This window comes from Pseudomonas sp. LS2P72 (genome assembly GCF_054897865.1).
In genome coordinates, this window is the sequence record NZ_CM142708.1 from 4326408 (window position 1) to 4353011 (window position 26604).

Sequence of the window (26604 nt, forward strand, 5' to 3'; positions counted from 1 at the left end):
GCGTCCTAACCCAAAAGCAAGCGCCCCAAACAATCTCGGGCGTTTGCTTGAGTCACCCTCTCCGCGTTTTCACCCAGTCTTCAAGGCCTCTTTTGTTTGTGAGCGGCTACGCTCGTTAGATATCGCCCACCCTGTCCAACCGACAGAGCAATCGGCCCGCCCAAGAGGAAGCGCACAGATGACCCGTCTCACTGCGAAAGACTTTGCCCCGGAACTGCTCGAACTGTACGACTACTACGCCCACGGCAAGATCAACCGACGAGAGTTTCTGGATCGGGCGGCGTTGTTCACCTTGGGCGGTTTGACCGCCAGCGCGCTTCTCGCCGCGCTGAGTCCGAATTATGCGCTCGCCGAGCAGGTTGAATTTACCGACCCGGACATCGTTGCCGAGTACATCACCTATCCCTCCCCCAAGGGCAACGGGCAGGTCCGTGGCTATCTGGTGCACCCGGCGAAAGCCACCGACAAGGTGCCGGCGGTGGTGGTCGTGCATGAAAACCGCGGGCTCAACCCTTACATCGAAGATGTCGCACGGCGTGTGGCCAAGGCAGGTTTCATCGCCCTCGCCCCTGATGGTTTGACGTCTGTGGGCGGCTATCCCGGCAACGATGACAAAGGCCGGGAGTTGCAGGCGACCGTCGACCCGGAGAAGCTCATGAACGACTTTTTCGCCGCCATCGAGTGGTTGATGAAGCATGACGCGACCACTGGAAAAGTCGGGATCACCGGGTTCTGCTACGGCGGCGGCGTGACCAATGCGGCGGCCGTCGCCTATCCGGAACTGGGGGCTGCCGTGTCCTTTTATGGCCGCCAGCCAGAGGCCAAGGATGTCGCCCGAATCAAGGCGCCGGTGATGCTTCACTACGGCGAACTGGATACGCGCATCAACGAAGGCTGGCCCGCCTATGAGAAAGCACTGAAAGCCGCGGGCAAGACGTATGAGGCGTACATCTACCCCGGCGCCAACCATGGTTTCCATAACGACTCCACGCCTCGATACGATGAAGCCGCAGCCAAGTTGGCCTGGGACCGGACGCTGGGGTGGTTTCGGCGGTATCTGGCTTAATGGTGAAGCTGAAGTCTGCTTTTTACACTGTCGTCAGATTCCGCATGAATGGCGGGTTTCGAGAAAGCAGACAAGCCAGGTGCTCAAACGCGGCTCAATAGGCCTCGTTCACGTCTCAATCACATCATCCGCCCAACTGATGGCCGCAACGACGGTCGGGAAACCGATCGTACTGGTCAGTGAGATCAGGGTGTGACGGATCTGTTCTGGCGTAGCGCCCGCCTCCAATGCCCGTCGGGTATGACTGTGCACCGCGCCCTCAGAACGGATGGCCGCCGCGGCACCGAGCTGGATCAGTTGGACAACGATCTCTTCCAGTGGACCGGTATGACGCACCGCCGTACCCAAGGCCTCCACGGCAGCCAGGTAATCCGGGTACTGCTGTTCGAGACGTTGGTAGGTGTTGTGCTCTGTTTTCTTTGCCATGGTTGTTTCCTCGCGTTGGAGGTCGATCAATTCGCGACTTTGCACCTGAGTCATCAGGCTGCGATTTGCGAAACTTGCACACTGCAACAGTAGGCTACGCTTACAGCAGCTTATTGCACACGATGCTCGCGTCTGCAGGTTTTGGTTTGTTCTGGAGAGCGTCTGCAACAGCTATTTCAGACAGGCCCAAACAATTCACGCAGGACTACGTGATGACCGAGCCCTTCCTCAGTTTTGATCAACTCAAGCGTGCCGCCGCCTCCGGCGAGATCGATACCGTTCTGGTCTGCATGGTCGACATGCAAGGCCGACTGGTCGGCAAACGATTCCAGGTCGAGTTTTTCATCGACAGCGGCCATGAAGAAACCCACTGCTGCAATTACCTGCTGGCCGACGACATCGACATGGAACCGGTGCCGGGTTACGCCGCGGCCAGCTGGAGCAAAGGCTATGGCGACTTTGTGCTCAAACCCGACATGGCCACGTTGCGACGGGTGCCCTGGCTTGAGTGCACGGCGCTGGTGCTCTGCGATGTGCTTGATCATCACCATCGGCGCGACCTGCCGCACAGCCCGCGGGCGATCCTGAAAAAGCAGGTCGAGCGACTGCGCGAGCGCGGCTACACCGGCATGTTCGCCTCGGAACTGGAGTTCTATCTGTTCGACGAGAGCTACGAGGCCATCCACGAGCGCAACTACCACAAGCCGAAAACGGCCGGTCACTACATCGAGGACTACAACATCCTGCAGACCACCCGCGAAGAGCCGGTGCTGCGGGCGATTCGCAAGCATCTGCAGGCCAGCGGCATTCCCGTGGAAAACTCCAAGGGTGAATGGGGGCCTGGCCAGGAAGAGATCAACATCCGTTATGCCGATGCCCTGACCATGGCCGACCATCACGTCATCATCAAGCACGCCTGCAAAGAGATCGCGCAACTGCAGGGCAAGGCGATCACGTTCATGGCCAAGTGGCGTTATGACGCCGCCGGTTCCAGCAGCCACATTCACAATTCGCTGTGGGACAAGAACGGTAAAAAGCCGCTGTTCTTTGACGCCAAGGCTGAGTTTGGCATGTCAAAACTGATGCGTTCCTGGGTGGCCGGGCAGCTTAAATATGCCAACGACGTCACCTGTTTTCTCGCGCCCTACATCAATTCGTACAAGCGCTTTCAGGCCGGCACCTTTGCCCCGACACGAGCGGTGTGGAGTCGGGACAATCGCACTGCGGGCTTTCGTTTGTGCGCAGAAGGCAGTAAATCCATCCGCATCGAATGTCGTATTGGCGGTGCCGACCTCAACCCTTATCTGGCCTTCGCCGCGTTGATCGCTGCGGGACTGGCTGGTATCGACGAGAAGCTCAGCCTCGCACCGCCCTTTGAGGGCGACGCCTACGTCGATGAACACTTGCCTGAAGTCTCGAAGACCCTGCGCGAAGCTTGCGCCGCACTCCAGGGCTCGACCATGTTGCGCGAAGCGTTCGGCGATGAAGTGATCGATCACTACGTGCACACCGCCGAATGGGAGCAGAAAGAGTACGACCGGCGGATCACCGACTGGGAACTGCAGCGCGGTTTTGAGCGCTATTGAGACCGCCATCATGACTTCAACCATTCAACTCATCTCACCGGTCGATGGCCGGGTCTATGCCGAACGCCGCTGCGCCGATGCGGCGCAAATCGACCAGGCGCTGGCGGCGGCCGAAGCGGCCCAGACACAATGGAAACGCCGGCCACTGAGCGAACGCGCCGCCTTCTGTAGCGCCGCGGTGGATGCGATGCTGGCGATGAAGGCTGACATCGTGCCGGAACTGGCCTGGCAAATGGGCCGCCCGGTGCGCTTTGGCGCTGGCGAACTGCGCGGTTTCGAAGAGCGTGCCCGGTATATGATCGCCATTGCGCCTGAAGCGTTGGCAGCGCTTGTGCCCACGCCCGTCGCCGGTTTTCGACGCTGTATCAAACGCGAGCCGGTGGGTACGGTATTGGTCGTCGCACCCTGGAATTACCCCTATCTAACGGCAGTGAATACGATTATCCCGGCGCTGATGGCGGGCAACAGCGTCATCCTCAAACACGCGTCGCAAACGTTGCTGGTGGGTGAACGGTTCGCCGAGGCGTTTCGCCGTGCCCACCTTCCCGAAGGGCTGTTCCAGAACCTGCTGCTCAGTCATGTTTATACCGGAGCGATCATTGCCTCTGGACGCGTGCAGCAAGTGAACTTCACCGGCTCGGTCGAAGCCGGCAAATCCATGGAACACGCTGCCGTCGGAGGTTTCCTCGGTGTGGGCCTGGAGCTCGGTGGCAAAGACCCCACCTACGTACGGGCAGACGCCAACCTCGACCATGCGGTGGAAAATCTGGTGGATGGCAGCTTCTTCAACTCCGGGCAAAGCTGTTGCGCCGTGGAGCGCATTTATGTCGATGAAAAAATCTACCCGGCGTTTGTCGAGCGCTTCGTTTCTTTGACCCGCCAATACGTGCTGGGTAACCCACTGGACGAAGCCACCACGCTGGGTCCGCTGGTGACACCGAACGCCGCTGATTTCGTTCGTGGTCAGATCGCCGAAGCACTGACCCAAGGCGCTCGGGCGCTGATCAATCCAAAGGATTTTCCTGCCGACGCACCGGGCAGCGCCTACCTCGCGCCGCAAGTATTAGTCGACGTCACCCATCAAATGTCGGTGATGCGCGAGGAAAGCTTTGGTCCGGTGGTCGGCATCATGCCGGTGACCAGCGACGACGAAGCCATCGCCTTGATGAACGACAGTGAATTCGGCCTCAGCGCGTCCATCTGGACGCAAGACCTTGCCGCCGCCGAACGCTTGGGCAACGAGATCGACACCGGCACCGTGTTCATGAACCGCTGCGATTACCTGGACCCGGCCCTGGCCTGGACCGGGGTGAAGAACAGCGGGCGCGGCGTCACGTTGTCGCGCCTGGGTTATGACAACCTGACCCGAGCGAAATCCTTCCATTTGCGCCACGAGATCTGAGCCATGAGCCTGACCGCGAACTGGAATTACCCCACAAGCATCCGCTTCGGTGTCGGCCGCATCGCCGAGCTCGCCGAGATCTGCCGCAGCCAAGGGATCCAGCGACCATTGCTGGTTACCGACAGTGGCCTGGCGCGAGCCCCTATCACCATCGCAGCAGTGGACGCCTTGCGCGCAGCCGGCCTCGGCGTCGCGCTGTTTTGCGACCTCAAGCCCAATCCGGTCGAAGCCAATCTGGCGGGCGGGCTCGACGCCTGGCGCGCCGGTAAACACGATGGTGTGGTCGCCTTTGGCGGTGGCAGTGGCCTGGACATGGGCAAGCTCATCGCCTTCATGAGTGGCCAGACCCGACCGGTATGGGATTTCGAAGACATCGGCGACTACTGGACCCGCGCCGACGAAGGCAGCATCGCCCCGATCATTGCGGTGCCGACCACGGCGGGCACCGGCTCCGAGGTGGGCCGTGCGGCGGTGATCATCGATGAGCGCACGCACACCAAACGCATCATCTTCCACCCGAAGATGATGCCGCGCGTGGTCATCAGCGACCCGGCGCTCACCGTCGGCATGCCGGCCAAGGTCACCGCGGGCACCGGCATGGATGCATTTGCACATTGTCTGGAATCGTATTGCGCGCCCGGTTTTCATCCCATGGCCGAAGGCATTGCGGTCGAAGGCATGCGCCTGGTCGCCAATGCCCTGGTGCGAGCCGTACACACACCCTCGGACCTGGAGGCGCGAGCGGAAATGCTCGCGGCTGCCGCGATGGGCGCTACCGCTTTCCAGAAAGGCCTGGGCGGGATGCACGCCCTCTCACATCCGGTGGGCGCCCTGTACGACACCCATCACGGCATGACCAACGCCACGTTCATGCCCTATGTCCTGAAATTCAATCGCCCGGCCATCGAGGAACGCATCACCCGCCTCGCGGCTTATTTGCGTCTGCCCTCGCCCGGCTTCGACAGTTTTCTGGCCTTCGTCCTCAAGTTGCGCAAGGACATCGGCGTGCCCCATACGCTGGTTGAGCTGGGAGTGGATGACCGGCAGGCCGACCTGATCGCGGACATGGCGATTGTCGACCCTTGCGCCGGCGGCAACCCGCTGCCATTGACCCGAAATGGCGCGGCAGAAATTTTCCAGGCGGCGTACCACGGCCGTCTGTAGGAGCCGAGCTTGCTCGCGATGGGCTCAAGGGCGACGCGTTTATGCAGAAAGCACGCGTTATCGTTAACGTCCATCGCGAGCAAGCTCGGCTCCCACAGAAAACCAAGGTCGCAGCCTACGGCGGCTCAGTTCGGCCTGTACCAAAACCTGACAAGGGGCACACAACATGAATCCAGCAAGCCAGCCCGCCACGAGCGCGCCGCAAGACGATGACGTCAAGGTGCTGCACAACATGGGCTATGCCCAGCAGCTCTCTCGACGCATGGGCGTTTTCTCCAACTTTGCCATTTCCTTTTCGATCATCTGCATCCTCTCGGGTGGTATCAACTCACTAGCCCAGGGCACCTCGGGTGCAGGCGGTGCGTCCATCGGCATAGGCTGGCCGATCGGGTGTCTGATCTCCGGGGTTTTTGCCATGGCCATGGCGCAGATTTCCTCGGCCTATCCTACCGCTGGCGGCCTCTATCACTGGGGCTCGATTCTCGGTAACCGCTTCACCGGATGGCTGACCGCGTGGTTCAACTTGCTCGGACTGGTCACCGTGCTCGGCGCGATCAACGTCGGCACCTATTACTTCTTTTTCGGCGCCTTCGGACCGGCCCTGGGAATGGAGGACAGCACCACGACCCGGGTGATTTTCCTGGCGATCCTCACCGGCCTCCAGGCCTTGTGTAACCACCTGGGTATCGGCCTGACCGCGAAGCTCACCGACTTCTCGGGCTATCTGATCTTCGCGACGGCGCTCGCGCTGACCATCGTCTGCCTGATCTCTGCACCCAGCTATGAGTTCGCCCGGTTATGGACCTTCAGCAACTATTCCGGCGAGGCTGGCGGCAGCGTCTGGCCACAGGTCTCGAACGGCTGGATTTTCATGCTCGGCCTGCTGTTGCCGATCTACACCATCACCGGTTATGACGCCTCTGCACACACCTCGGAAGAGACCCGAAATGCCGCCATGTCGGTGCCACGCGGCATGGTCATGTCGGTCGTCTGGTCGCTGCTGTTCGGCTGGGTCATGCTCAGTTCGTTTGTGCTGATGCTGCCGAGCATGGACGAGGCGGCAAAGCATGGCTGGAGCGTGTTTTTCTGGGCCATGGACACCCAGGTCAATCCGACTGTGAAGTTGGCGCTGTACGTGGCGATTTTCATCTCGCAGTTTCTTTGCGGGTTGGCGACGGTGACCTCGGTCTCACGCATGATCTTCGCGTTCTCCCGTGACGGCGGCCTGCCCTTCTCCAAAGCGCTGTCCTCGGTCTCGCCGACCCTTCGCAGCCCGGTGGCGGCGATCTGGACCGGTGCCACCCTCGCGGTGTTGTTTGTCTGGGGATCGTCGGTGATATCCGTCGGTGAAACGCCGGTCTATACCATCGTCGTGTCCTGCACGGTGATCTTCCTGTTCTTCTCCTTCGTCATTCCCATCATCCTGGGCCTGTTTACCTTCGGGACGTCGAAGTGGCCAACCATGGGGCCGTGGAACATGGGGCGTTTCTGGTACTCGGTGTTCGCCATCCTCTCGATCCTCTCGATGGTGATCATTTTCGTCATCGGCATCCAGCCTCCGAACGATTGGGCGCTGTACATCACCATCGGCTTTCTGGTGCTGACGGCCATCGTCTGGTTCGGTTTTGAAGCCCGACGCTTCCAGGGTCCGCCGATTGGCGACATGATTGTCAAGCGTCAGGCTGAGATTGCGGCGGCTGAAGAGGCGTTGAATAAGCGGGCTGGAAGTTGATCGCCACAGCCATAAAAATACGGACCTGTGGGAGCGAGCTTGCTCCCACAGCGATCATTGCAACGCAACAGCGCGGTTAATGGCATGCTGAGCCCGGTTTGTGATTGAACAATCTCGAGATCAGGAGGAGGCATGCAATGGAACTGAAGTTCAGTCACGTCGATGTACTGGTCAAGAACCTCGAAGAAGCCTGTGCGTACTACGCGCAGATACTGAAAGCCAGGATCTCCAAAACGCTCGTCTGGGAACGAGGTGGCCTGCACGTGCGCTACGCGATTGCGCTGATCGGCCAGGAGCGTTTCATGCTGGTACAGCCGTTGGCGGGGAATCTGAAGGAGCTATTGGACTCCTCGGGCGAGGGGATGATTTATCGCCACTGCTACTCGACACCGGACATCGAGAAGGCCTATGACGAATTGATGGTCGCCGGTGTTCAGCCAGAAGACGAAAACGGAGAGCCATTGGCCCGCGCGAACCTGCAATCCCCGTCCGGGGCACGCATCATCTGGTTGCCCAAGCGCTTCGGACACTTCTCTATCGAGATCCTGGAAAACAAGGCGCTGGAGGCATTTATCGAGGCTGCGTTTGCCTGAGTGAGCTACATAGATCAGCTCTCAGAGGAAATGATTGAGTCGTCACTGGATTCAGCAGCCAGCTTCAATCGGTCAGCTTTACTAATGTATTTAGACTTGCTTGACGGTGCCAATTTGGCCCTGGCCTTTTTGGCGTGGGCCTTTAATAACTGCTGTATTTTTTTACGACGATTCATTTTTTCTACTCGGCTTGTCAGTTTTCGAATGATATCAGCTTGTGGTTTGCGCAAAAAAGCAGAAGCAGCCCCGGTGCCGCGGGTCGTGCGTTATTACTGTCACCCGCTTGACCCTCCGCCAGATCCAGCTTAAGAATCGGCCTCTTTGGAGCCTCGCATGCCCCCTCACTGCACCCTCCAGCCTCTGCCCTCCTCGACACTGTTTTCGCTTCGGCGATGGATCCTTTGCCTGAGCATTATCGCGCCCGGCATGGCCGGTGCAGAGACACGCCCCGAACACATGGTGTATCTGCGTACGATTGATCCGGGCATCGAGCAAGACATCCGCTATGCCAGCGCTCACAACTTCACCGGGCACACACTCGACGGTTACGCCGCGGGGCAGTGCCTGTTATCGCTGGACGCCGCCAAGGCCCTCGCTCGAGTACAAACAGCATTGCGTGCGCAAGGCTACGGTTTGAAGGTGTTTGACTGTTATCGACCGAGCCGTGCCGTTGCCGATATGGGGCGTTTCGCTTTGGTGCCGGGTGACCCGCGCAAGGCCGAGTTCTATCCGCGCGTGGACAAGCAGGACTTCTGGCGTCTGGGTTACGTGGCCCGGGTGTCGAACCACTCCAAAGGCTCAACCGTGGACCTGACACTGACCGGCCCGGATGCCCTGCCCGCCGATAGCTGGACGCCTTCAGCCGGGCAAGTCGATTGCACGGCCCCTTATGGCCAGCGTTGGCGCGACGGCGCGCTCGACATGGGCACCGGTTTCGATTGCTTCGATGAGCGAGCGCATACCGACAACCCGACGATCAGCGCTGCCGCCAGGGACAATCGCCAGAAGCTCCGCAGGGCCATGGAAAAAGAAGGATTTACCGGGTACTCCAAGGAATGGTGGCACTTCACCTACAGCGGCGAAGGTTCGCCGAAGAACGTCATGGACTTCCCCATCACGCCGCTGGGTACACGCGACGCTCTCGACACCGCCAATCAGCTGATTGTGGTCACTACAAAAAACTGGACTGACATCCAGGGCATAGCCCAACGCTATGAACGACAGGGGAATACCTTTCGAAAATACGAAGGGTCGTTTCCGGTGGTGGTCGGCACGAGCGGGCTGGCGTGGGGCAAGGGCCTGAGCATCGTTGAGCAACGCGAAGGGCCGGTCAAACATGAAGGCGATGGAAAAGCGCCTGCCGGGGTGTTCAAACTGGGGACGGCGTTTGGCTACGACAGCACGGCCGACACCAAGCTGCCTTACCTGGCGCTGACCCCGACCATCGAATGCGTGGATGACAGCCATTCCAAACGCTACAACGAGCTTGTCGACGGCGCGACAGTTTCGAAAGACTGGAACAGCTCCGAACGTATGCGCCGCGCTGACGACACGTATCGAAAAGGCATTTTCATCGAGCACAATACGCCGCCGTCCCCCGCCTCGGGCTCGTGCATTTTCTTCCACATCTGGCGCGGTCCCACCTCCCCGACGCTGGGCTGCACGGCCATGGACCCAACAGAAATTTCTCGTTTGTTCGAATGGCTGGATCCTCGCCAGTCCCCTCTGCTGGTTCAAATGCCCGAGGCGGAATATGAGCAATTTCGCGAGAGCTGGAACCTTCCCGAGCGTTGATAGCGTCAGCATTGGCAGACGGTGTCTGGAAGTCCTGTCCATCGCCGAAGGAACACTCAGTGCAAATTCGTATACCATATCTGCCATTCAATCCTGACGATCACGACCGTGGCCCTGACAAAACTCAACGCTCCCGACCTTGGCAATTCGCCTTCGACGTCGGAAATCATCACCCGTCATCTGCGTGACGCCATCGTCGCCGGGCATTTCGCCGAGGACGAGCCGATTCGCCAGGACGACATCGCGCGCCAGTTCAACGTCAGCAAGATTCCGGTGCGCGAAGCCCTCAAGCGCCTGGAGGCCGAAGGCCTGGTGATGTTCCAGCGCAATCGCGGGGCGATGGTCACGCGGGTTTCCGATGCAGAACTGGCGCAGATGTTCGAAGTGCGCATGCTGCTCGAAGACAAGGTGCTACGCCTGGCCATTCCCAACATGACCGAAGACACCTTCGCCCGCGCCGAGCGCATCTGTCAGGAGTTCATCGGCGAAGATGACGTCGGGCGCTGGGCCGAGCTCAATTGGGAACTGCACGCTTGTCTCTACGAACCGGCGCAACGTCCGTTTCTGGTCGGCCTGATCCGCTCGGTCAACGACAAACTTGAGCGCTACTTGCGCATGCAGATGAGCCTCTCGGCGGGCAAGGAGCGCGCCGATCACGAACACCGGGAAATCCTTGCGGCCTGTCGCGCCGGTGACGTGGACCTGGCGGTGAAGTTGCTCGACGAGCACATTGCCGGCGTCTGCAAGACTTTGTTCGAGCACCTGCCTCACCACCACTGACGGCTCGCCGCACTGTGCCGATTTCGTCATCGGCACTGGATAAAACCATCAAGCCGACGAGCCCCCGCACAGGCCACTCTTTCGTTCACTCATCTGAACGGACGTGGCCATCCCATGAAACGCATCACCGTGATCGACTCCCACACCGGCGGCGAACCGACCCGCCTGGTGACCGCCGGTTTTCCTGACCTGGGCAACGGCAGCATGGCCGAACGTCGACAGCGGCTGGCCGAACAGCATGATCAATGGCGCGCCGCCTGCGTGCTCGAACCACGAGGCAGTGACGTGCTGGTCGGCGCCCTGCTCTGTGAGCCGGTGGACCCGAGCGCCTGTGCCGGTGTGATTTTCTTCAACAACAGCGGTTACCTCGGCATGTGCGGCCACGGCACCATCGGCCTGGTGGCCTCGCTGGCGCATCTGGGCAAGATCGGCCCCGGGGTGCACAGCATCGAAACCCCGGTAGGCACGGTGCAGGCAACGCTGCACGAAGACCATTCGGTCAGTGTGCGCAACGTGCCGGCCTACCGTTATCGCAAAGCGCTGTCCCTGCAGGTGCCGGGGATCGGCCAAGTGATCGGCGATGTTGCCTGGGGTGGAAACTGGTTTTTCCTGATTGCCGAGCATGGCCTGCGCATTGCCGGCGATAACCTCGATGCGCTGACCGCCTACACCTTCGCCGTGCAGCAAGCACTGGAGGTTCAAGGCATTCGCGGCGAAGACGGCGGCTTGATCGACCATGTCGAACTGTTCGCCGACGACGAGCAAGCCGACAGCCGCAACTTCGTCCTCTGCCCTGGCAAAGCTTACGACCGCTCGCCCTGCGGCACCGGCACCAGTGCCAAACTGGCATGCCTGGCAGCCGACGACAAATTGCAGCCGGGACAGATCTGGCGTCAGGCCAGCGTCATCGGCAGCGAGTTCGAGGGTTCCTACGAACTTCAGGGCGAGCGCATCGTGCCGACCATTCGCGGTCGCGCCTTTATCAGCGCCGAAGCCAGCCTGATCATCGAACAGGACGACCCGTTCGCCTGGGGCATTCGTCCATGAACGAGGGCCTGGTGGCCGATGTGATCGTGATCGGCGCCGGCATCATCGGCGCCGCGTGTGCCCAGGCGTTGGCGGGGCGCGGCTTGCGCGTGCTGGTGCTGGACGCCGGCCTGCCCGGCGCCACCGCGGCGGGGATGGGCCACTTGCTGGTCCTCGACGACAACCCGGCCGAACTGGCCCTCAGTCAATACTCTCTGCAACGCTGGCGCGAATTGGCGCCAGCCCTGCCCGATGGTTGCGCCTACCGCTGCAATGGCACGCTCTGGCTGGCGGCCAATGCTGAAGAAATGGCCGTCGCCCACAGCAAATACCTGAACTTGCAGGCCCAAGGCGTGGCCTGCGAATTGATCTCCGGTAGTGCCTTGCACCAACGCGAACCGGAACTGCGCGAGAGCCTGGAAGGCGGACTGCTGATCAATGGCGACGGTATTCTTTACGCCCCGGCGACGGCCAATTGGATGCTCGACACACCGAACATCAGTCAACGCCGGGCGCGGGTCTGCGAAGTCGACGGCAACCGTGTGCAACTCGACAACGGCCACTGGCTGAGCGCCGAAGCGGTGATTCTGGCCAACGGCGTCCAGGCCAACGAGCTCTGCCCGGAGTTGCCGATCGAGCCGAAGAAAGGCCACTTGCTGATCACCGACCGCTACCCCGGCAAGGTCACCCATACCCTGGTGGAACTCGGTTACGTCACCAGCGCCCACAACGCCACTGGCCCCTCGACGGCGTGCAACATTCAACCCCGACCGACCGGACAATTGTTCATCGGTGCCTCGCGACAATTCGGCACCACCGACCCGCAAGTCGAGGGCTGGATGCTGGCGAAAATGCTCCGGCGTGCCACCGACTACATGCCGGGCCTGGCTCAGCTCAATGGCATCCGCGCCTGGACCGGTTTTCGCGCCGCCAGCCCCGACGGTTTACCGCTGGTGGGTCAGCACCCGCAACGCAAAGGTTTATGGCTGGCGGTCGGTCACGAGGGCCTCGGCGTGACGACCGCCCCCGGCACCGCCGACCTTTTGGTCGCGCAGCTGTTCGATGAAACACCGCCACTGGCCGCGCAACCGTATCTGCCGCAACGTTTTCTCGGAGAGCCCGTTTATGCCTGAATTGATGCTGGACGGACGTGCCCTGCGGGTTGCCGAGGGCACCAGCGTCGCCGCGGCACTGGCCCTGAGCGGCGATGGCTGCACGCGCACCTCGGTCAGTGGCCAACGCCGCGCACCGCTGTGCGGTATGGGCATTTGCCAGGAATGCCGGGTCACCATCGACGGTCGACGGCGCCTGGCCTGCCAGACGCTGTGCCGTGATGGCATGCATGTGGAGACTCAAGCATGAGCGAATACGCCGACCTGCTGATCATCGGTGCCGGTCCCGCCGGCATGGCCGCCGCGCTCGCCGCAGCATCAAGCGGTGCGCGCATCGTCCTGCTCGATGACAACCCACTGCCCGGCGGGCAAATCTGGCGTGACGGGCCTCAGGCCAAACTGCCGAAACCGGCGCATCAGATGCGCGAGCGACTGGAGGCGTGCAGCAACATCCGCCGCCATTCCGGCACTCGAGTGATCGCCTGCGCCGGGCCGAAACAACTGCTGGTCGAAGACGCCGATCGAGGCTGGTTGATCGGTTACGACAAACTGATTCTGTGTACCGGCGCCCGTGAATTACTGCTGCCCTTCCCCGGTTGGACGCTGCCCGGCGTGACTGGCGCGGGTGGCCTCCAGGCATTGATCAAGGGCGGGCTGCCGGTGCAGGACGAACGCGTTGTGATTGCCGGCAGCGGACCGTTATTGCTGGCCAGCGCCGCCACCGCGAAACACAACGGCGCCCAGGTGTTGCGCATCGCCGAGCAGGCCAGCGCGGTCGCCGTCGCCGGTTTCGCCGCGCAACTGCCACGCTGGCCCAACAAGCTGATGCAGTCGGTCACGTTGTTTGATCGCCACTACCGCTCCGGGACTTATGTACTGGCGGCCCTGGGCAATGAGCGGCTGGAAGGTGTGCGCTTGCAACAGCAAGGAAAAATCGTCGAACTGGAATGTGATCGCCTGGCTTGCGGCTTCGGTTTGATCCCCAACACTCAACTCGGCCAAGCCCTCGGCTGCGAACTTGAGGATCAGGCGATTGCTGTCGATGCCTGGCAGGCCACTCGCCGCTCCGATCACTATGCGGCGGGTGAATGCACCGGTTTCGGTGGCAGTGAATTGGCGTTGGTCGAAGGCGCCATCGCCGGTCACGCCGCAGTCGGTGACCTTGATTCGGCCCGAGCATTGTGGCCGCGTCGTGCGCGCTGGCAGGGTTTTGCCAACGCCTTGAACAAGGCCTTCACCCTCGACCCGCAACTCAAGTCGCTGGCGCAACCCGACACCTTGGTGTGCCGGTGCGAAGACGTGCCTTACGGGTTGCTTGCCGGGCACACAGACTGGCGCGAAGCCAAACTGGCCAGCCGCTGCGGCATGGGCGCCTGCCAGGGCCGGGTGTGTGGCGGCGCGTTGCAGCACCTGTTCGGCTGGCAACCTTCGGCGCCACGCCCGCCCTTCAGTCCGGCGCGGATCGAGACCTTGATGTGCCTGGACGACACCCCGCCGGCCTGAATGCCGGTCCGGGGCTTTCAGGTCCGTCGCCGAGTCTTTATGATCCCGGGCATTGCCTCCAGACGCCCAGCGCCATGTATGCCTCGCTCACTACCTTCAAACCCTGCGACCTGCCCACTCTGCTGAGCAGTCTGCAGCCGATCGCGGCGCTGCTCGACACCCTGTCGGACGTAGTGTTTTTCATCAAGGACAGCGAGGCCCGCTACGCCTTCGTCAACCAGACCCTGGCCCGGCGCTGTGGCTTCAAACACAGTGACGAGCTGCTCGGGCGCACCGCCGACATGGTCTTTCCCGAACGCTTCGGCCCGCTGTACACCGAGCAGGATCGGCGGGTGCTGTCCACCGGCCGCGAACTGGCCGACCAACTCGAACTGCACCTGTATTACGGTAACCAACCGGTCTGGTGCCTGACCCACAAACTCGCACTGCGCGACCTGCAAGGTCAGATCGTCGGTCTGGCCGGCATCTCCCGCGACCTGCAAACGCCACAGTCCAGCCACCCGGCGTTCCAGAAACTCGCGGCGGTGGACGCGCATATCCGCAGCCATTTCGCCCGTCCTATCAGCCTTGCCGAACTGACCGCGATCGCCGGGTTTTCCGTGGCGCAACTGGAGCGCCACTGCAAACGGGTGTTCCAGCTCACCCCACGGCAGATGATTCACAAGGCGCGCCTGGAAGAAGGCTCCCGGCTGTTACTGCACACCGACCTGCCCATCACCGAGATTGCGCTGCGCTGCGGTTACACCGATCACAGCGCCTTCAGCCGGCAGTTCCGCGCCTTGACCAGTCTGGCGCCGAGTCAGTATCGCGAAAGCCGTCGCTGAACCCGGGCGAGTGTTCCTTTAAGGGGCGCCCGACGTTCCCACTGCTCCCTTCTGTAACACCGCCTGATACGGCCCGTCCAGACGGTCTTCTCCTACGCCCTGTTCCCACAATCTTGTAAGACCTTTAGCTCAAGGCTTGGCGATTAATTCTCGCCTCGGTTCGGAAACAGGCACGCTCATTGCTAATCAAATATCGTATACGAAATTCACAATACGATATCCAACAGCACTTTCCGACAACGAGGCCTCTATGAAAAACCCCGCATTTGCCGTAGCCCTCAGCGCTGTTCTCAGTACGTCCTTCATCGCCACCGCCCAGGCCGACAAGCTCGACGACATTATTGGTTCGGGCAAGCTGCGCTGCGCCGTGACCCTGGACTTCCCGCCCATGGGTTTTCGCGATGAAGGTAACAACCCGGCCGGTTTCGACGTGGACTACTGCCGCGACCTGGCAAAGATCCTCGGGGTCGACGCCGAAGTGGTTGAAACGCCCTTCCCCGATCGAATTCCGGCGCTGGTCTCCGGGCGTGCCGACGTGATCGTTGCGTCTACGTCCGACACTCTTGAACGGGCGAAGACCGTCGGCCTCACCGTGCCGTACTTCGCCTTCCAGATGGTGGTGCTGACCCGCGACAACACCGGCATCAACAGCTTCGCCGATATCAAAGGCAAAGCCCTGGGCAACACCAGCGGCACCTATGAAGCCATCGCCCTTGAAAAAGATGTGAAGAGCTGGGGCACTGGCACCTTCCGCGCCTATCAGTCGCAGAACGACACACTGCTGGCGGTCGCCCAGGGTCACATCGACGCCACCGTGGTCACCAACACCGTGGCCGCCGCCACGATCAAGTCGGGCAAATACAAGAACCTAAAAATCGCCGGTAACGCGCCGTACACCATCGACTACGTGTCCCTCGGTGCCAAGCGCAACGAGTATGGCTTGCTCAACTACCTCAATCTGTTCGTCAATCAGCAGGTACGCAGCGGCCGCTACAACGAGCTGTTCACTAAATGGGTCGGCACCGAAATTTCACCCACCGACCTGACCGTGCCCAAGGTCTATTACTGAGGTGTCCGGCATGCCTAGGCCAACCTCTCTGACCGGTCGCAGCCTGGTCACCGGCGCCGCACAAGGCGCCTTGCTGTTCGCCGATGTCGGGCTGAGTTTCTGGGGTGGGGTCGACCCGTACAGCGGCGAGATCATCGACCGTCACCACCCGCTGAGCGGCGAACATCTGGCCGGCCGGGTGCTGGCGATTCCCAGCGGCCGCGGCTCGTGTACCGGCAGCAGTGTGCTGATGGAACTGATCAGCAACGGTCATGCGCCGGCCGCACTGGTGCTGGCCGAACCCGATGAGATCCTGACCCTGGGCGTGCTCGTGGCACAGACCATTTTCCAGCGTTCCCTGCCGGTGCTGTGCATCGGCCGGGAGGCCTTCGCCGCCTTGCGCGGCAAGGCCTTTGCTCGGGTCGAAGCATCAACGGTGACCCTGTTCGAACACCTGCCGGACGATGCCTGGCAGGCACTCGACAGTCCGTTGCAGACATCAGCAAAAAGCACCGCTATCGAACTCACCGAACACGATCAGGCGCTGCTCGACGGCGAGCATGGCAAAGCCGTCCAAGTGGCGATGCAGATCGTCTTGCGCATGGCTGAACTGCAAGGTGCGCGCAGTCTGGTGGGTGTCACCCAGGCGCACATCGACGGCTGCATTTACACGGGACCTGCGAGCCTGCGCTTCGCCGAACAACTGGTGCAGTGGGGAGCAAACGTACGGGTGCCGACCACCCTCAATTCGATTTCCGTCGACCAGCGCCGTTGGCGCGAGTTGGGCATTGATCCGGCACTCGGTGTGCCGGCCAGCGCCTTGGGCGATGCCTATATGGCGATGGGCGCACAGCTGAGTTTCACCTGCGCGCCCTACCTGCTCGACAGCGCGCCGAAGGCCGGCGAGCAAATCGTCTGGGCCGAATCCAACGCCGTGGTCTATGCCAACAGCGTGCTCGGCGCACGCACCCTGAAATACCCGGACTACCTGGATATCTGCATCGCCCTGACCGGCCGCGCACCGTTGATCGGCTGCCATCTGGACGCGCAACGTAAAGCGACACTGCAAATTGAATTACCGGTTTTGCGCGAGTTGGACGATGCCTTCTACCCGTTGCTCGGTTACCACATCGGTGCCCTGGCCGGCAGCCGGATTCCGCTGGTGTTGGGACTGGAACACAGCAAGCCGAGCCTGGATGATTTGAAAGCTTTCGGTGCGGCTTTCGCCACCACCTCCGCCGCGCCGCTGTTCCACATCGCCGGGGTGACCCCGGAAGCACTCGACCCGACGCAGGTGCTGGAGGCGGATGCCGATGTGCCGGTGGAAAAAATCCGCCTGAAGGATTTGCTGCTCAGCTGGCGCGAGCTCAACAGTGCCCGCGACAACCGGGTGGACGTGGTCTCGCTGGGTAACCCGCATTTCTCCCTCAGCGAATTCGCGCATCTGGCGCGGTTGTGTCGGGGTCGGCACAAGCACCCCGAGGTCGTGCTCGCCATCACCTGCGGTCGTGCGGTGCTGGAGCAGGCTCGCGAGGCCGGGCATATCGCCGTGATCGAAGCCTTCGGCGCGACGCTGGTCACCGACACCTGCTGGTGCATGCTCGGCGAGCCGGTGATCCCGCTGACCGCCAAAACTTTGATGACTAACTCAGGCAAGTACGCCCATTACGCACCCGGCCTGGTGGGCCGCAAGGTGCACTTCGCCAACCTCGCCGAATGTGTCGACGCCGCCTGCAGCGCCACGGCCAGTGGTCGTTTGCCGGCCTGGCTGCAATCGCCCGCCTCTCTGGAGAGCCACGCGCATGTTTGATTACACCTTCCAATGGCGCGCGACGCTGCGCGCCCTGCCGGACATGCTCGCCGGCGCCTGGGTCACCTTCGAGACCGCCGCGCTGTCGATGATCTTCGGCGTGCTGATCGCCCTGGCCCTGACGGTGATGCGCGAAACCAAACAGCCATTGTTGCGCGGCATCGGCAACGGCTGGGTGTCGATCGCCCGCAACACCCCGTCGCTGTTCCAGATCTACGTCCTCTACTTCGGCCTCGGCTCGCTGGATTTGCATGTCAGCTCATGGTTCGCGCTGCTGGCCGGGATCACCTTCAACAACGCCGGTTACCTGGCGGAAAACTTTCGCGGTGGCCTCAAGGCTGTGCCCGGCACGCAAGTGCGCGCTGCGCGTTCGCTGGGCATGAGTGCCTTCCAGGCTTACCGGATGATCATCGTCCCGCAGCTGCTGCGGATCGTGTTCTACCCGTTGAGTAACCAGATGGTCTGGGCAGTGTTGATGACGTCGCTGGGGGTGATCGTCGGGTTGAACAATGACCTCACCGGCGTGACCCAGGATTACAACGTCAAGACGTTCCGCACCTTCGAATACTTCGCCATCGCCGCGGTGTTGTATTACCTGATTGCCAAGGCGATCGTCGCCGTCGCCCGGCTGATGGCCTGGCGACTGTTCCGTTACTGAGGAGGTGAGCATGTTGACCACCAGTTTTTCCTGGAATGACCTGTTGTTCTTGCTTGATGGCGCCTGGGTCACTCTAAAACTCACGTTCTGGTCGATCATCCTCGGCTCTTTCGCCGGGCTGTTGTTCGGTTTGCTGCGGGCGCTGTTGCCGCGCGCCAGCCTGCCGCTGGCCTGGGTGCTGGACGTGTTTCGCAGCGTGCCGTTGCTGATCCAGTTTGTGTTGTTCAACTCGCTGAAAAGCATCGTCGGCTTGAACATCAGCGCCTTCAGCGTTGGCTGCATTGTGCTCGGGGTCTACGCCGCCGCGTACTTCACCGAGATCGTTCGCAGCGGCGTGCTTTCGGTGCCATTCACCGTGCGCCGGGCCAGTCGCTCGCTAGGCCTGAGTTTCCTGCAGGACCTGCGCTGGATCGTCCTGCCGATGGCCACGCGCGTGGCTTTTCCCGGCTGGCTGAACCTGGTCCTCAGCGTGATGAAAGACACCGCGCTGGTGATGTGGATCGGCATCGTCGAACTGCTGCGCGCTTCGCAAACCATCGTGACCCGCATTCAGGAACCGCTGCTGGTGCTGTGCATCGCGGGCCTCATCTACTACGTCATGAGCCTGGTGGTCGCTCGCCTCGGCGCTCGTCTGGAAAGAAGGTGGCAAGAAAATGATTGAGATCGACAACGTACACAAATCCTTCGGCAACCTCGAAGTGGTCAAGGGCGTCAACCTGACGGTGAACAAGGGCGAGGTGGTGTCAATCATCGGCGGCTCCGGCTCGGGCAAATCGACCCTGTTGATGTGCATCAACGGCCTGGAGCCGATCCAGAAAGGCAACATCCGCGTCGACGGTGTCGAGGTCCATCACAGCGCCACGGACCTCAACCGTCTGCGGCAGAAGATCGGCATTGTCTTCCAGCAATGGAACGCGTTCCCGCACCTGACCGTGCTGGAAAACGTGATGCTCGCGCCGCGCAAAGTGCTGGGCAAGAGCAAGGCGGAAGCCGAGGAACTGGCGGTCAAGCAACTGACTCACGTCGGTCTGGGCGACAAGCTCAAGGCCTTTCCCGGCAAGCTCTCCGGCGGCCAGCAACAGCGCATGGCCATCGCCCGCGCCCTGGCCATGTCGCCGGATTACATGCTGTTCGACGAAGCCACTTCGGCCCTCGATCCGCAATTGGTCGGCGAGGTACTGGACACCATGCGCATGCTCGCGGAAGACGGCATGACCATGGTTCTGGTGACTCATGAAATCCGCTTTGCCCGCGATGTGTCCGACCGCGTGGCGTTCTTTCGCAATGGGCTGGTGCATGAGATTGGTTCGCCTGATCAGGTGATTGGCAACCCGGTGCATGCGGAAACTGCGGCCTTCCTGAAATCGGTGAAATAACTAATGGCCCCTTCGCGAGCAGGCTCGCTCCCACAGGGTTTGGTGGTGTACACAAAATCAGTGTGGGAGCGAGCCTGCTCCGGGCGGCGTTCCGACGATGAGGCCCTAACAGACAAAACAAGGAGCAGACAATGCGCTCATCGAAAGTCATCCATGTAGTCAGCTGTCACGCCGAAGGCGAAGTCGGCGACGTGATCGTCGGCGGCGTCGCGCCACCGCCCGGGGCCACCGTGTGGGAACAGTCGCGCTGGATTGCCAAGGATCAGACCCTGCGCAACTTCGTGCTCAACGAGCCGCGCGGTGGGGTGTTCCGCCACGTCAACTTGCTGGTGCCAGCCAAGGATCCTCGGGCGCAGATGGCCTGGATCATCATGGAACCCGCCGACACACCGCCGATGTCCGGCTCCAACTCGCTGTGCGTGGCCACCGTGTTGCTCGACAGCGGCATCCTGCCGATGACCGAACCGCAAACCCGACTGGTGCTCGAAGCGCCGGGCGGGCTGATCGAGGCGGTGGCCGACTGCCGTGACGGCAAGGTCGAACGGGTGGAAATCAAGAACGTGCCCTCCTTCGCTGACCGCCTCGACGCCTGGATCGAAGTCGAAGGCGTCGGCTCATTGCAGGTCGACACCGCGTACGGCGGCGACAGTTTTGTGATCGCCGATGCCAAGCGCCTGGGCTTTTCCATTCGTCCTGATGAAGCAGCCGAACTGGTCGAGGTCGGGTTGAAAATCACCCGCGCGGCCAATGAGCAACTGGGATTTGTCCATCCGCTGAACCCTGAGTGGTCGCACATTTCCTTCTGCCAGATCGCTGCGCCCCTCGTCTATGAAAATGGCATCGCCACCGGGGCTAACGCGGTGGTGATTCAACCCGGCAAGATCGACCGTTCACCGACCGGCACCGGCTGCTCGGCGCGCATGGCGGTGTTGCAGGCGAAGGGATTGATGCAGGTCGGCGAGCGTTTTATCGGCCGCTCGATCATCGGTTCCGAGTTCCACTGCCGCATCGATTCGCTGACGGAAGTGGCCGGGCGCCCGGCGATCTACCCGTGCATTTCCGGCCGGGCATGGATCACCGGCACCCATCAGTTGCTGCTCGATCCGAGCGATCCGTGGCCACAAGGCTATCGACTGTCCGACACCTGGCCTGGGGCCTGAGCACAACCTTACAAACCCTCACCAAAAAACTCTGACAAACGGCTAGTAAAAACCTTTCGTCACTGAAAAAAGCACTGGCCGAGTCTTTTCACATGCAATATCGTATACGAAATACAATTAACCAACCGGAGGCAACAATGAGCAAGCGCATTAACTGGAGTGGCGTCTTCCCCGCGGTGACCACTCAATTCAACGATGACTTCACCATCAACCTGGAAAAAACCCACCAGGTGATTTCCAACGTGATCCGCGACGGCGTGTCAGGCCTGGTGGTGTGCGGTTCGGTGGGGGAAAACACCTCGCTGACCGCCGAAGAAAAAATCGCCGTGACCGAAGTCGCAGTCGACGCTTCCCGCGGCCGCGTGCCGGTGATCTGCGGCGTGGCCGAATTCACCAGCGTGCAAGCGGCCAAGGCCGCCAACGCCGTGCGCCGGGTCGGTGTCGACGGGGTCATGCTGATGCCGGCGCTGGTCTACGGCTCCAAGCCGTTCGAGACCGCCGAGCACTACCGCTACGTAGCGAAGAATGCCGACGTACCGCTGATGGTTTACAACAACCCGCCGATCTACAAAAACGACGTGACCCCGGACATCCTGATTGCCCTGGCCGACTGCGACAACGTGGTGTGCTTCAAGGATTCCTCTGGCGACACCCGCCGCTTCATCGACATTCGCAACGAAGTGGGTGACCGTTTTGTGCTGTTCGCCGGCCTTGATGACGTGGTGCTGGAAAGCCTCGCGGTGGGGGCCGAAGGCTGGGTCTCGGGCATGTCCAACGTGTTCCCGAAAGAAGGCGAAACCATCTTCCGCCTGGCCAAGGCTGGTCGCTTCGCCGAGGCCATGCCGATCTACGAATGGCTGATGCCGATCCTGCACCTCGACGCCCGTGCCGACCTGGTGCAGTGCATCAAGCTGTGCGAAGCCATCGCCGGTCGCGGCAGCGCCCTGACCCGTCCGCCACGCCTGGCCCTGCCGGAAGCCGATCGGGTTTTCGTCGAGCAGATCATGGCCAAGGCCCTGGCCAACCGTCCGGAACTGCCGGACGTCGGTCTCTGAGTGATTGCCGGGCGGGTCCCTTGCGGACCCGGCCCGGCTGCCTGTTTTTTGCGCCTCTACAGGAAACGTCAGCATGCCCAATCCTCACAGCACCGCCCGCGCAACTTCACCTTCGGGACTCAAGCGTGTCGTGGCCGCCGCCATGGCCGGCACCGTCGCCGAATGGTATGAATTCTTCCTCTATGGCACCGCCTCGGCACTGGTCTTCGGCCAGCTGTTTTTTCGCCAGACCGACAGCCCGATCGACGGCATCCTCGCCGCCTTCGCCCTGTATGCCGTCGGCTTCCTCGCCCGCCCGCTGGGTGGCTTGGTGTTCGGTCATTACGGTGACAAGTTCGGCCGCAAACGTCTGCTGCAATTGAGCCTGGTGGTGGTCGGCATCACCACCTTCCTGATGGGTTGCCTGCCCGGTTTCGACCAGATCGGCTACGCCGCGCCCGTGTTACTGGTGCTGCTGCGGCTGATCCAGGGTTTCGCCTTCGGTGGTGAATGGGGTGGTGCGATTCTGCTGGTGTCCGAACACTGCCCGGACAATCGCCGAGGCTTCTGGGCCAGCTGGCCGCAAGCCGGTGTGCCGGCCGGCAACCTGGTGGCGACTGTCGCGTTGCTGCTGTTGTCGTCGAACCTGTCCGAGGAGCAATTCCTCGCGTGGGGCTGGCGTGTAGCGTTCTGGTTCTCGGCGGTGGTGGTGCTGATCGGCTACTGGATTCGCACCAGCGTCGATGACGCGCCGATCTTCAAGGAAGCCCAGGCCCGTCAGGCGCAAAACAAGCAACAGCAATTGGGCGTGGTCGAAGTGCTGCGTCATCACTGGCGTGCAGTGCTGGTCGGCATCGGCGCGCGGTTTGCCGAGAACATTCTCTACTACACCGTCGTGACCTTCTCGATTACCTACCTGAAACTGGTGGTGCACAAGGACACCTCAGAGATTCTGTTTCTGATGTTCGGCGCGCACCTGTTGCATTTCTTCATGATCCCGCTGATGGGTTATCTGTCCGACCTGATCGGGCGCAAACCGGTGTACCTGACGGGCGCAATCCTCACCGCGTTCTGGGGCTTCATTGGCTTCCCGATGATGGACACCGGAAACAACTGGCTGATCATCGGGGCAATCACCCTGGGCCTGGCGATCGAGTCGATGACCTACGCGCCCTACTCGGCGCTGATGGCCGAAATGTTCCCGACCCACGTGCGCTACACCGCGTTGTCTCTGTGCTACCAGGTGGCTCCGATCTTCGCTGGCTCGTTGGCGCCGCTGATCGCCCTCACCCTGCTCAACAAGTACCACAGCTCGACACCGATCGCCTGGTACCTGGTCGGCGCTGCGCTGATCTCCATTGTCGCCGTCGGTTTGACTCGGGAAACCCGGGGCAAGTCGCTGCACCTGGTGGATAGCGAATCCGCTGCGCGGATCGCAGCCCTGGACACCGCCGGACCCGCCACCGCACGCCGGGGTGATTCTCTGGCTTGACCTCCATACGCAACCTGTAGCAGTTGCCGAAGGCTGCGTTCGAGCGCGTAGCGGTCGTCAATACTCGCGACACGGTGTGACTGTGACACCGCGTTGCATGGTTTTACGACGGCTTCGTCCGTACGCGGCCCGCACCGAACGCAGCCTTCGGCAGCTGCTACAGGTCATGCGCTGCGGTCTGCCAACGTACTTGGCTTCACATTCCGACAGGAGTTTTTCATGCCCCACATCATCGGCCACAACTACATCGGCGGTGCGCGCAGTGCCGCCGGCAACATCACCGTGCAAAGCCATGACGCGAGCACCGGTGAAGCGCTGCCCTACTCGTTCATGCAAGCCACCGTTGAAGAAGTTGACGCCGCCGCTCAGGCCGCGGCTGCCGCCTACCCGACCTTCCGCAACTTGCCGGCGAACCGCCGCGCAGAGTTTCTAGAGGCCATCGCCGCGCAACTGGATGCGCTGGACGATGAGTTCGTTGCCCTGGTCACCCGCGAGACAGCGCTGCCGACCGGACGCATTCAGGGTGAGCGCGGCCGTACCAGCGGCCAAATGCGGCTGTTCGCTCAAGTCCTGCGCCGTGGCGATTTCTATGGCGCGCGCATCGACCGCGCCTTACCCGACCGTCAGCCATTGCCACGTGTGGATTTGCGTCAGTACCGGATCGGCGTCGGCCCGGTCGCGGTGTTCGGCGCGAGCAATTTCCCGCTGGCGTTCTCCACCGCCGGTGGCGACACCGCTGCCGCCCTGGCCGCCGGTTGTCCGGTGGTGTTCAAGGCCCACAGCGGGCATATGGCAACTGCCGAGTTCGTGGCCGATGCAATCATCCGCGCCGCCGAGCAAACCGGCATGCCCAAAGGTGTGTTCAACATGATCTACGGTGCGGGTGTCGGCGAAGCGTTGGTCAAACATCCGGCGATCCAGGCGGTCGGTTTCACCGGTTCGCTCAAGGGTGGTCGCGCCCTCTGCGACATGGCCGCCGCACGGCCTCAGCCGATTCCGGTGTTCGCCGAAATGAGCAGCATCAATCCGGTATTGGTGTTGCCCGAAGCCCTGCAATTGCGGGGCGATAAAATTGCCAGCGAACTCGCTGCGTCAGTGGTTCTTGGTTGCGGCCAGTTCTGCACCAACCCCGGATTGGTGATCGGCATTCGCTCCCCCGAGCTCAGCGCATTTGTTGAATCGCTCAGCGCGATCATGGCCGACCAGCCGGGGCAAACCATGCTCAACGCCGGCACGTTAACCAGCTACGCCAAGGGCGTACAGGCGCTGCACGCGCATCCGCACATCAGCCACTTGGCCGGCCGCGAACAACAGGGCAATCAGGCCCAGCCGCAGCTGTTCAAGGCCGACGTCAGCCTGCTGCTCAATGGCGACCCGCTGTTGCAGGAAGAAGTTTTCGGGCCGGCCACGGTGCTGGTAGAAGTGGCCGACAAGGCCGAACTGCAACGGGCATTGCAGAGTTTGCACGGTCAACTTACGGCCACGCTGATTGCCGAAGCCGGTGACCTGCAAACCCATGACGAACTGCTGCCGCTGCTCGAACAGAAAGTCGGCCGGGTACTGTTCAACGGCTACCCGACCGGTGTCGAAGTCTGCGATGCGATGGTGCATGGCGGGCCCTACCCGGCCACCTCCGATGCCCGTGGCACCTCGGTCGGCAGTCTGGCAATCGAGCGTTTCCTGCGTCCGGTGTGCTACCAGAACTGCCCGGATGCGCTCCTGCCCGAGACGCTGAAAAACGCCAATCCGCTGGGCATCGCCCGTCTGGTCGATGGCAACAGCCATCGCGAACCGGTTTAAAAATCACTCAGCAACCTACTGTGGGAGCGAGCCTGCTCGCGATAGCGGCATGTCAGTCAACGAAGATGTTGAATCTGATGGCCTCATCGCGAGCAAGCTCAGCTCCTACAGGTCCGGCTTTCACTCAGCCCAGCAGTGCCTTCAAGTCGTTGTACAAGGCTTCGGGAATCTGCACGCCCTCCACCAAGCTGCGTGCTCGCGCCTCGTAACGGCGTTGCGACGGCAAGCGTGCGCCCTGCCCTTGTATGCTCTGGAACATGACTTCGGCACGGGCCAGGTGCTGCTCGGTGGCCTCGCCGAGAAAGCGCCGCGGGTCGAGGGCGATGATCAGCTCGCCGTGGTACGGCGACGACTTGCTGCCCGCGTCGTACGCCAGCGATTCGGCACTGGTCAGGTCACCAATCAACGGCCCCGCGATTAACTCCACCATGGCGGCCAGCGCCGAGCCCTTGTGCCCGCCGAACGTCAGCATCGCGCCGGCATCGAGCACCACGTTCGCATCGGTGCTCGGTTGCCCGTCTGCATCGACGCCCCAGCCTTCGGGAATCGCTTTGCCGGCGCGTCGATGCAACTCGATCTCGCCACGGGCAATCGCACTGGTGGCGAAGTCGAACACAAACGGATCCTTGCCCGAACGCGGCCAACCGAATGCGATGGGGTTGGTGCCGAACACCGGCTGACTGCCTCCTGCCGGCGCGACCCAGGCATGGCTGGGATTACACGCCAGCGCCACCAGGCCGGCAGCGGTCAACTGCTCGATCTCGACCCACAGCGCGGAAAAATGCACACAGCGATTGATCGCCAGCGCCGCAATCCCGTTTGCCCGGGTTTTCTCCTCCAGTAATGGCAACCCCGCCTGAAACGCCAATTGAGAGAAACCACCCGCCGCATCGACCCGCACGATCGAAGGGGCCTGGTCGATCACCCGTGGCTCGGCATCGGCCACCACCTTGCCGGCCCTGAGCGAATTCACGCAACCCAAAACCCGATACAAACCGTGGGAGGCGCAGCCATCGCGCTCGCCGGCAATCACCGTGGCGGCCACCGCCTGAGCGTGGGCAAGGTTGAAACCGTTGTGCAGCAAGATCGATTCGGCCAGCTCGCGAGCTTCGGCCAGGGACAGTCGTTTCATCATCAACTCCTTGGACAGACCGTCCAGAGTGATCCATCCCCGAAGCCACGGCTTGATCGCTTTAGACCCGGTCGACGACGAATTCG

The 26604-nt window shown here is 61.7% G+C and carries 25 protein-coding genes; 22 read left to right on the plus strand and 3 right to left on the minus strand.

All coding sequences use genetic code 11. The features are described 5' to 3' along the window. Positions 1-178 precede the first annotated feature (178 nt). Positions 179-1066: a YghX family hydrolase gene (gene yghX, locus ACYZUA_RS19710; protein ID WP_461960240.1), complete on the plus strand. Its 888-nt coding sequence runs from the start codon at positions 179-181 to the stop codon at positions 1064-1066. A 108-nt stretch (positions 1067-1174) separates the two neighbouring features. On the opposite strand, the gene ACYZUA_RS19715 is transcribed toward yghX, so the two are convergent. Further along, positions 1175-1492: a carboxymuconolactone decarboxylase family protein gene (locus tag ACYZUA_RS19715; RefSeq protein ID WP_461960241.1), complete on the minus strand. Its 318-nt coding sequence runs from the start codon at positions 1490-1492 to the stop codon at positions 1175-1177. Positions 1493-1704: 212 nt separating this feature from the next. Here ACYZUA_RS19715 and ACYZUA_RS19720 point away from each other — a divergent pair, with 212 nt between their 5' ends. The 5 genes from ACYZUA_RS19720 (at position 1705) to ACYZUA_RS19740 (ending at position 7969) form a co-directional block, all read left to right on the plus strand. Beyond that, positions 1705-3078: a glutamine synthetase family protein gene (locus ACYZUA_RS19720; RefSeq protein ID WP_461960242.1), complete on the plus strand. Its 1374-nt coding sequence runs from the start codon at positions 1705-1707 to the stop codon at positions 3076-3078. Positions 3079-3088: 10 nt separating this feature from the next. After that, positions 3089-4480, plus strand: a complete 1392-nt coding sequence (locus tag ACYZUA_RS19725; protein ID WP_461960243.1) for an aldehyde dehydrogenase family protein — start codon at positions 3089-3091, stop codon at positions 4478-4480. Between the two features lie 3 nt (positions 4481-4483). Continuing rightward, entirely contained in the window at positions 4484-5644 is a 1161-nt protein-coding gene (locus ACYZUA_RS19730; RefSeq protein WP_461960244.1) for an iron-containing alcohol dehydrogenase, read from the plus strand. A gap of 166 nt (positions 5645-5810) precedes the next feature. Beyond that, entirely contained in the window at positions 5811-7376 is a 1566-nt protein-coding gene (locus ACYZUA_RS19735) for an amino acid permease (RefSeq protein ID WP_461960245.1), read from the plus strand. A gap of 137 nt (positions 7377-7513) precedes the next feature. Beyond that, entirely contained in the window at positions 7514-7969 is a 456-nt protein-coding gene (locus ACYZUA_RS19740) for a VOC family protein (RefSeq protein ID WP_347805351.1), read from the plus strand. A 14-nt stretch (positions 7970-7983) separates the two neighbouring features. On the opposite strand, the gene ACYZUA_RS19745 is transcribed toward ACYZUA_RS19740, so the two are convergent. Then, positions 7984-8145 carry a DUF2986 domain-containing protein gene (locus tag ACYZUA_RS19745; protein ID WP_461960246.1) on the minus strand — a complete coding sequence of 54 codons (162 nt, stop codon included), beginning with the start codon at positions 8143-8145 and terminating at the stop codon, positions 7984-7986. Between the two features lie 157 nt (positions 8146-8302). On the opposite strand from ACYZUA_RS19745, the gene ACYZUA_RS19750 reads away from it, so the two are divergent. From ACYZUA_RS19750 to ACYZUA_RS19825, 16 genes are all read left to right on the plus strand, one after another. After that, a complete protein-coding gene (locus ACYZUA_RS19750) occupies positions 8303-9763 on the plus strand; it encodes a M15 family metallopeptidase (protein ID WP_461960247.1) in 1461 nt (486 codons plus the stop codon). Positions 9764-9871: 108 nt separating this feature from the next. Further along, positions 9872-10543 (plus strand): GntR family transcriptional regulator, encoded by a 672-nt coding sequence (locus ACYZUA_RS19755; RefSeq protein ID WP_176471612.1) that lies wholly within the window; start codon positions 9872-9874, stop codon positions 10541-10543. A 114-nt stretch (positions 10544-10657) separates the two neighbouring features. Then, positions 10658-11590 (plus strand): 4-hydroxyproline epimerase, encoded by a 933-nt coding sequence (locus tag ACYZUA_RS19760; RefSeq protein WP_461960248.1) that lies wholly within the window; start codon positions 10658-10660, stop codon positions 11588-11590. Then, positions 11587-12702 carry an NAD(P)/FAD-dependent oxidoreductase gene (locus tag ACYZUA_RS19765; RefSeq protein WP_461960249.1) on the plus strand — a complete coding sequence of 372 codons (1116 nt, stop codon included), beginning with the start codon at positions 11587-11589 and terminating at the stop codon, positions 12700-12702. The genes ACYZUA_RS19760 and ACYZUA_RS19765 overlap by 4 nt, the downstream gene beginning before the upstream one ends. Further along, a complete protein-coding gene (locus ACYZUA_RS19770) occupies positions 12695-12931 on the plus strand; it encodes a (2Fe-2S)-binding protein (protein WP_008157207.1) in 237 nt (78 codons plus the stop codon). The genes ACYZUA_RS19765 and ACYZUA_RS19770 overlap by 8 nt, the downstream gene beginning before the upstream one ends. Then, positions 12928-14184 carry an FAD-dependent oxidoreductase gene (locus tag ACYZUA_RS19775; RefSeq protein WP_461960250.1) on the plus strand — a complete coding sequence of 419 codons (1257 nt, stop codon included), beginning with the start codon at positions 12928-12930 and terminating at the stop codon, positions 14182-14184. The genes ACYZUA_RS19770 and ACYZUA_RS19775 overlap by 4 nt, the downstream gene beginning before the upstream one ends. Positions 14185-14258: 74 nt before the next feature. Further along, positions 14259-15008 (plus strand): AraC family transcriptional regulator, encoded by a 750-nt coding sequence (locus tag ACYZUA_RS19780; RefSeq protein ID WP_008157205.1) that lies wholly within the window; start codon positions 14259-14261, stop codon positions 15006-15008. 250 nt (positions 15009-15258) lie between these two features. Further along, a complete protein-coding gene (locus ACYZUA_RS19785) occupies positions 15259-16077 on the plus strand; it encodes an ABC transporter substrate-binding protein (RefSeq protein WP_095132633.1) in 819 nt (272 codons plus the stop codon). 10 nt (positions 16078-16087) lie between these two features. Continuing rightward, the gene (gene lhpI / locus ACYZUA_RS19790) at positions 16088-17866 is read left to right on the plus strand and encodes a cis-3-hydroxy-L-proline dehydratase (RefSeq protein ID WP_461960251.1); all 1779 of its coding nucleotides are present in this window, start codon (positions 16088-16090) and stop codon (positions 17864-17866) included. Further along, positions 17859-18524 (plus strand): amino acid ABC transporter permease, encoded by a 666-nt coding sequence (locus ACYZUA_RS19795; protein ID WP_283180624.1) that lies wholly within the window; start codon positions 17859-17861, stop codon positions 18522-18524. Before lhpI ends, ACYZUA_RS19795 begins: the two co-directional genes overlap by 8 nt. A 10-nt stretch (positions 18525-18534) precedes the next feature. Further along, positions 18535-19185: an amino acid ABC transporter permease gene (locus tag ACYZUA_RS19800; RefSeq protein ID WP_008157201.1), complete on the plus strand. Its 651-nt coding sequence runs from the start codon at positions 18535-18537 to the stop codon at positions 19183-19185. Beyond that, positions 19178-19900, plus strand: coding sequence for an amino acid ABC transporter ATP-binding protein (locus ACYZUA_RS19805; RefSeq protein WP_008157200.1), 723 nt, complete (start codon positions 19178-19180; stop codon positions 19898-19900). The genes ACYZUA_RS19800 and ACYZUA_RS19805 overlap by 8 nt, the downstream gene beginning before the upstream one ends. 131 nt (positions 19901-20031) lie before the next feature. Beyond that, positions 20032-21060, plus strand: a complete 1029-nt coding sequence (locus tag ACYZUA_RS19810; RefSeq protein ID WP_076030925.1) for a trans-3-hydroxy-L-proline dehydratase — start codon at positions 20032-20034, stop codon at positions 21058-21060. A 137-nt stretch (positions 21061-21197) separates the two neighbouring features. Next, complete coding sequence (locus ACYZUA_RS19815; RefSeq protein ID WP_461960252.1) at positions 21198-22115, plus strand: dihydrodipicolinate synthase family protein; 918 nt, start codon at positions 21198-21200, stop codon at positions 22113-22115. Between the two features lie 73 nt (positions 22116-22188). After that, positions 22189-23586: a fosfomycin efflux MFS transporter AbaF gene (gene abaF / locus ACYZUA_RS19820; RefSeq protein WP_461960253.1), complete on the plus strand. Its 1398-nt coding sequence runs from the start codon at positions 22189-22191 to the stop codon at positions 23584-23586. Between the two features lie 219 nt (positions 23587-23805). Continuing rightward, the gene (locus ACYZUA_RS19825) at positions 23806-25386 is read left to right on the plus strand and encodes an aldehyde dehydrogenase (NADP(+)) (RefSeq protein WP_461960254.1); all 1581 of its coding nucleotides are present in this window, start codon (positions 23806-23808) and stop codon (positions 25384-25386) included. A gap of 124 nt (positions 25387-25510) precedes the next feature. Here the strand turns inward: ACYZUA_RS19825 and ACYZUA_RS19830 are convergent, their stop codons facing one another. Beyond that, positions 25511-26518 (minus strand): Ldh family oxidoreductase, encoded by a 1008-nt coding sequence (locus ACYZUA_RS19830; RefSeq protein WP_056745298.1) that lies wholly within the window; start codon positions 26516-26518, stop codon positions 25511-25513. Positions 26519-26604: the final 86 nt, after the last annotated feature.

Excerpts from the sequence above, each read along its gene's own strand:
- ACYZUA_RS19830 (WP_056745298.1), bottom strand. The coding sequence starts at position 26,518 with ATGAAACGACTGTCCCTGGCCGAAGCTCGCGAGCTGGCCGAATCGATC.
- yghX (WP_461960240.1), top strand. The coding sequence starts at position 179 with ATGACCCGTCTCACTGCGAAAGACTTTGCCCCGGAACTGCTCGAACTG.
- ACYZUA_RS19720 (WP_461960242.1), top strand. The coding sequence starts at position 1,705 with ATGACCGAGCCCTTCCTCAGTTTTGATCAACTCAAGCGTGCCGCCGCC.
- ACYZUA_RS19760 (WP_461960248.1), top strand. The coding sequence starts at position 10,658 with ATGAAACGCATCACCGTGATCGACTCCCACACCGGCGGCGAACCGACC.
- ACYZUA_RS19735 (WP_461960245.1), top strand. The coding sequence starts at position 5,811 with ATGAATCCAGCAAGCCAGCCCGCCACGAGCGCGCCGCAAGACGATGAC.
- ACYZUA_RS19730 (WP_461960244.1), top strand. The coding sequence starts at position 4,484 with ATGAGCCTGACCGCGAACTGGAATTACCCCACAAGCATCCGCTTCGGT.
- lhpI (WP_461960251.1), top strand. The coding sequence starts at position 16,088 with ATGCCTAGGCCAACCTCTCTGACCGGTCGCAGCCTGGTCACCGGCGCC.
- ACYZUA_RS19800 (WP_008157201.1), top strand. The coding sequence starts at position 18,535 with ATGTTGACCACCAGTTTTTCCTGGAATGACCTGTTGTTCTTGCTTGAT.
- ACYZUA_RS19775 (WP_461960250.1), top strand. The coding sequence starts at position 12,928 with ATGAGCGAATACGCCGACCTGCTGATCATCGGTGCCGGTCCCGCCGGC.
- ACYZUA_RS19805 (WP_008157200.1), top strand. The coding sequence starts at position 19,178 with ATGATTGAGATCGACAACGTACACAAATCCTTCGGCAACCTCGAAGTG.
- ACYZUA_RS19825 (WP_461960254.1), top strand. The coding sequence starts at position 23,806 with ATGCCCCACATCATCGGCCACAACTACATCGGCGGTGCGCGCAGTGCC.
- ACYZUA_RS19740 (WP_347805351.1), top strand. The coding sequence starts at position 7,514 with ATGGAACTGAAGTTCAGTCACGTCGATGTACTGGTCAAGAACCTCGAA.
- ACYZUA_RS19765 (WP_461960249.1), top strand. The coding sequence starts at position 11,587 with ATGAACGAGGGCCTGGTGGCCGATGTGATCGTGATCGGCGCCGGCATC.
- abaF (WP_461960253.1), top strand. The coding sequence starts at position 22,189 with ATGCCCAATCCTCACAGCACCGCCCGCGCAACTTCACCTTCGGGACTC.
- ACYZUA_RS19785 (WP_095132633.1), top strand. The coding sequence starts at position 15,259 with ATGAAAAACCCCGCATTTGCCGTAGCCCTCAGCGCTGTTCTCAGTACG.
- ACYZUA_RS19745 (WP_461960246.1), bottom strand. The coding sequence starts at position 8,145 with ATGAATCGTCGTAAAAAAATACAGCAGTTATTAAAGGCCCACGCCAAA.
- ACYZUA_RS19795 (WP_283180624.1), top strand. The coding sequence starts at position 17,859 with ATGTTTGATTACACCTTCCAATGGCGCGCGACGCTGCGCGCCCTGCCG.
- ACYZUA_RS19715 (WP_461960241.1), bottom strand. The coding sequence starts at position 1,492 with ATGGCAAAGAAAACAGAGCACAACACCTACCAACGTCTCGAACAGCAG.
- ACYZUA_RS19815 (WP_461960252.1), top strand. The coding sequence starts at position 21,198 with ATGAGCAAGCGCATTAACTGGAGTGGCGTCTTCCCCGCGGTGACCACT.
- ACYZUA_RS19810 (WP_076030925.1), top strand. The coding sequence starts at position 20,032 with ATGCGCTCATCGAAAGTCATCCATGTAGTCAGCTGTCACGCCGAAGGC.
- ACYZUA_RS19770 (WP_008157207.1), top strand. The coding sequence starts at position 12,695 with ATGCCTGAATTGATGCTGGACGGACGTGCCCTGCGGGTTGCCGAGGGC.
- ACYZUA_RS19725 (WP_461960243.1), top strand. The coding sequence starts at position 3,089 with ATGACTTCAACCATTCAACTCATCTCACCGGTCGATGGCCGGGTCTAT.
- ACYZUA_RS19780 (WP_008157205.1), top strand. The coding sequence starts at position 14,259 with ATGTATGCCTCGCTCACTACCTTCAAACCCTGCGACCTGCCCACTCTG.
- ACYZUA_RS19750 (WP_461960247.1), top strand. The coding sequence starts at position 8,303 with ATGCCCCCTCACTGCACCCTCCAGCCTCTGCCCTCCTCGACACTGTTT.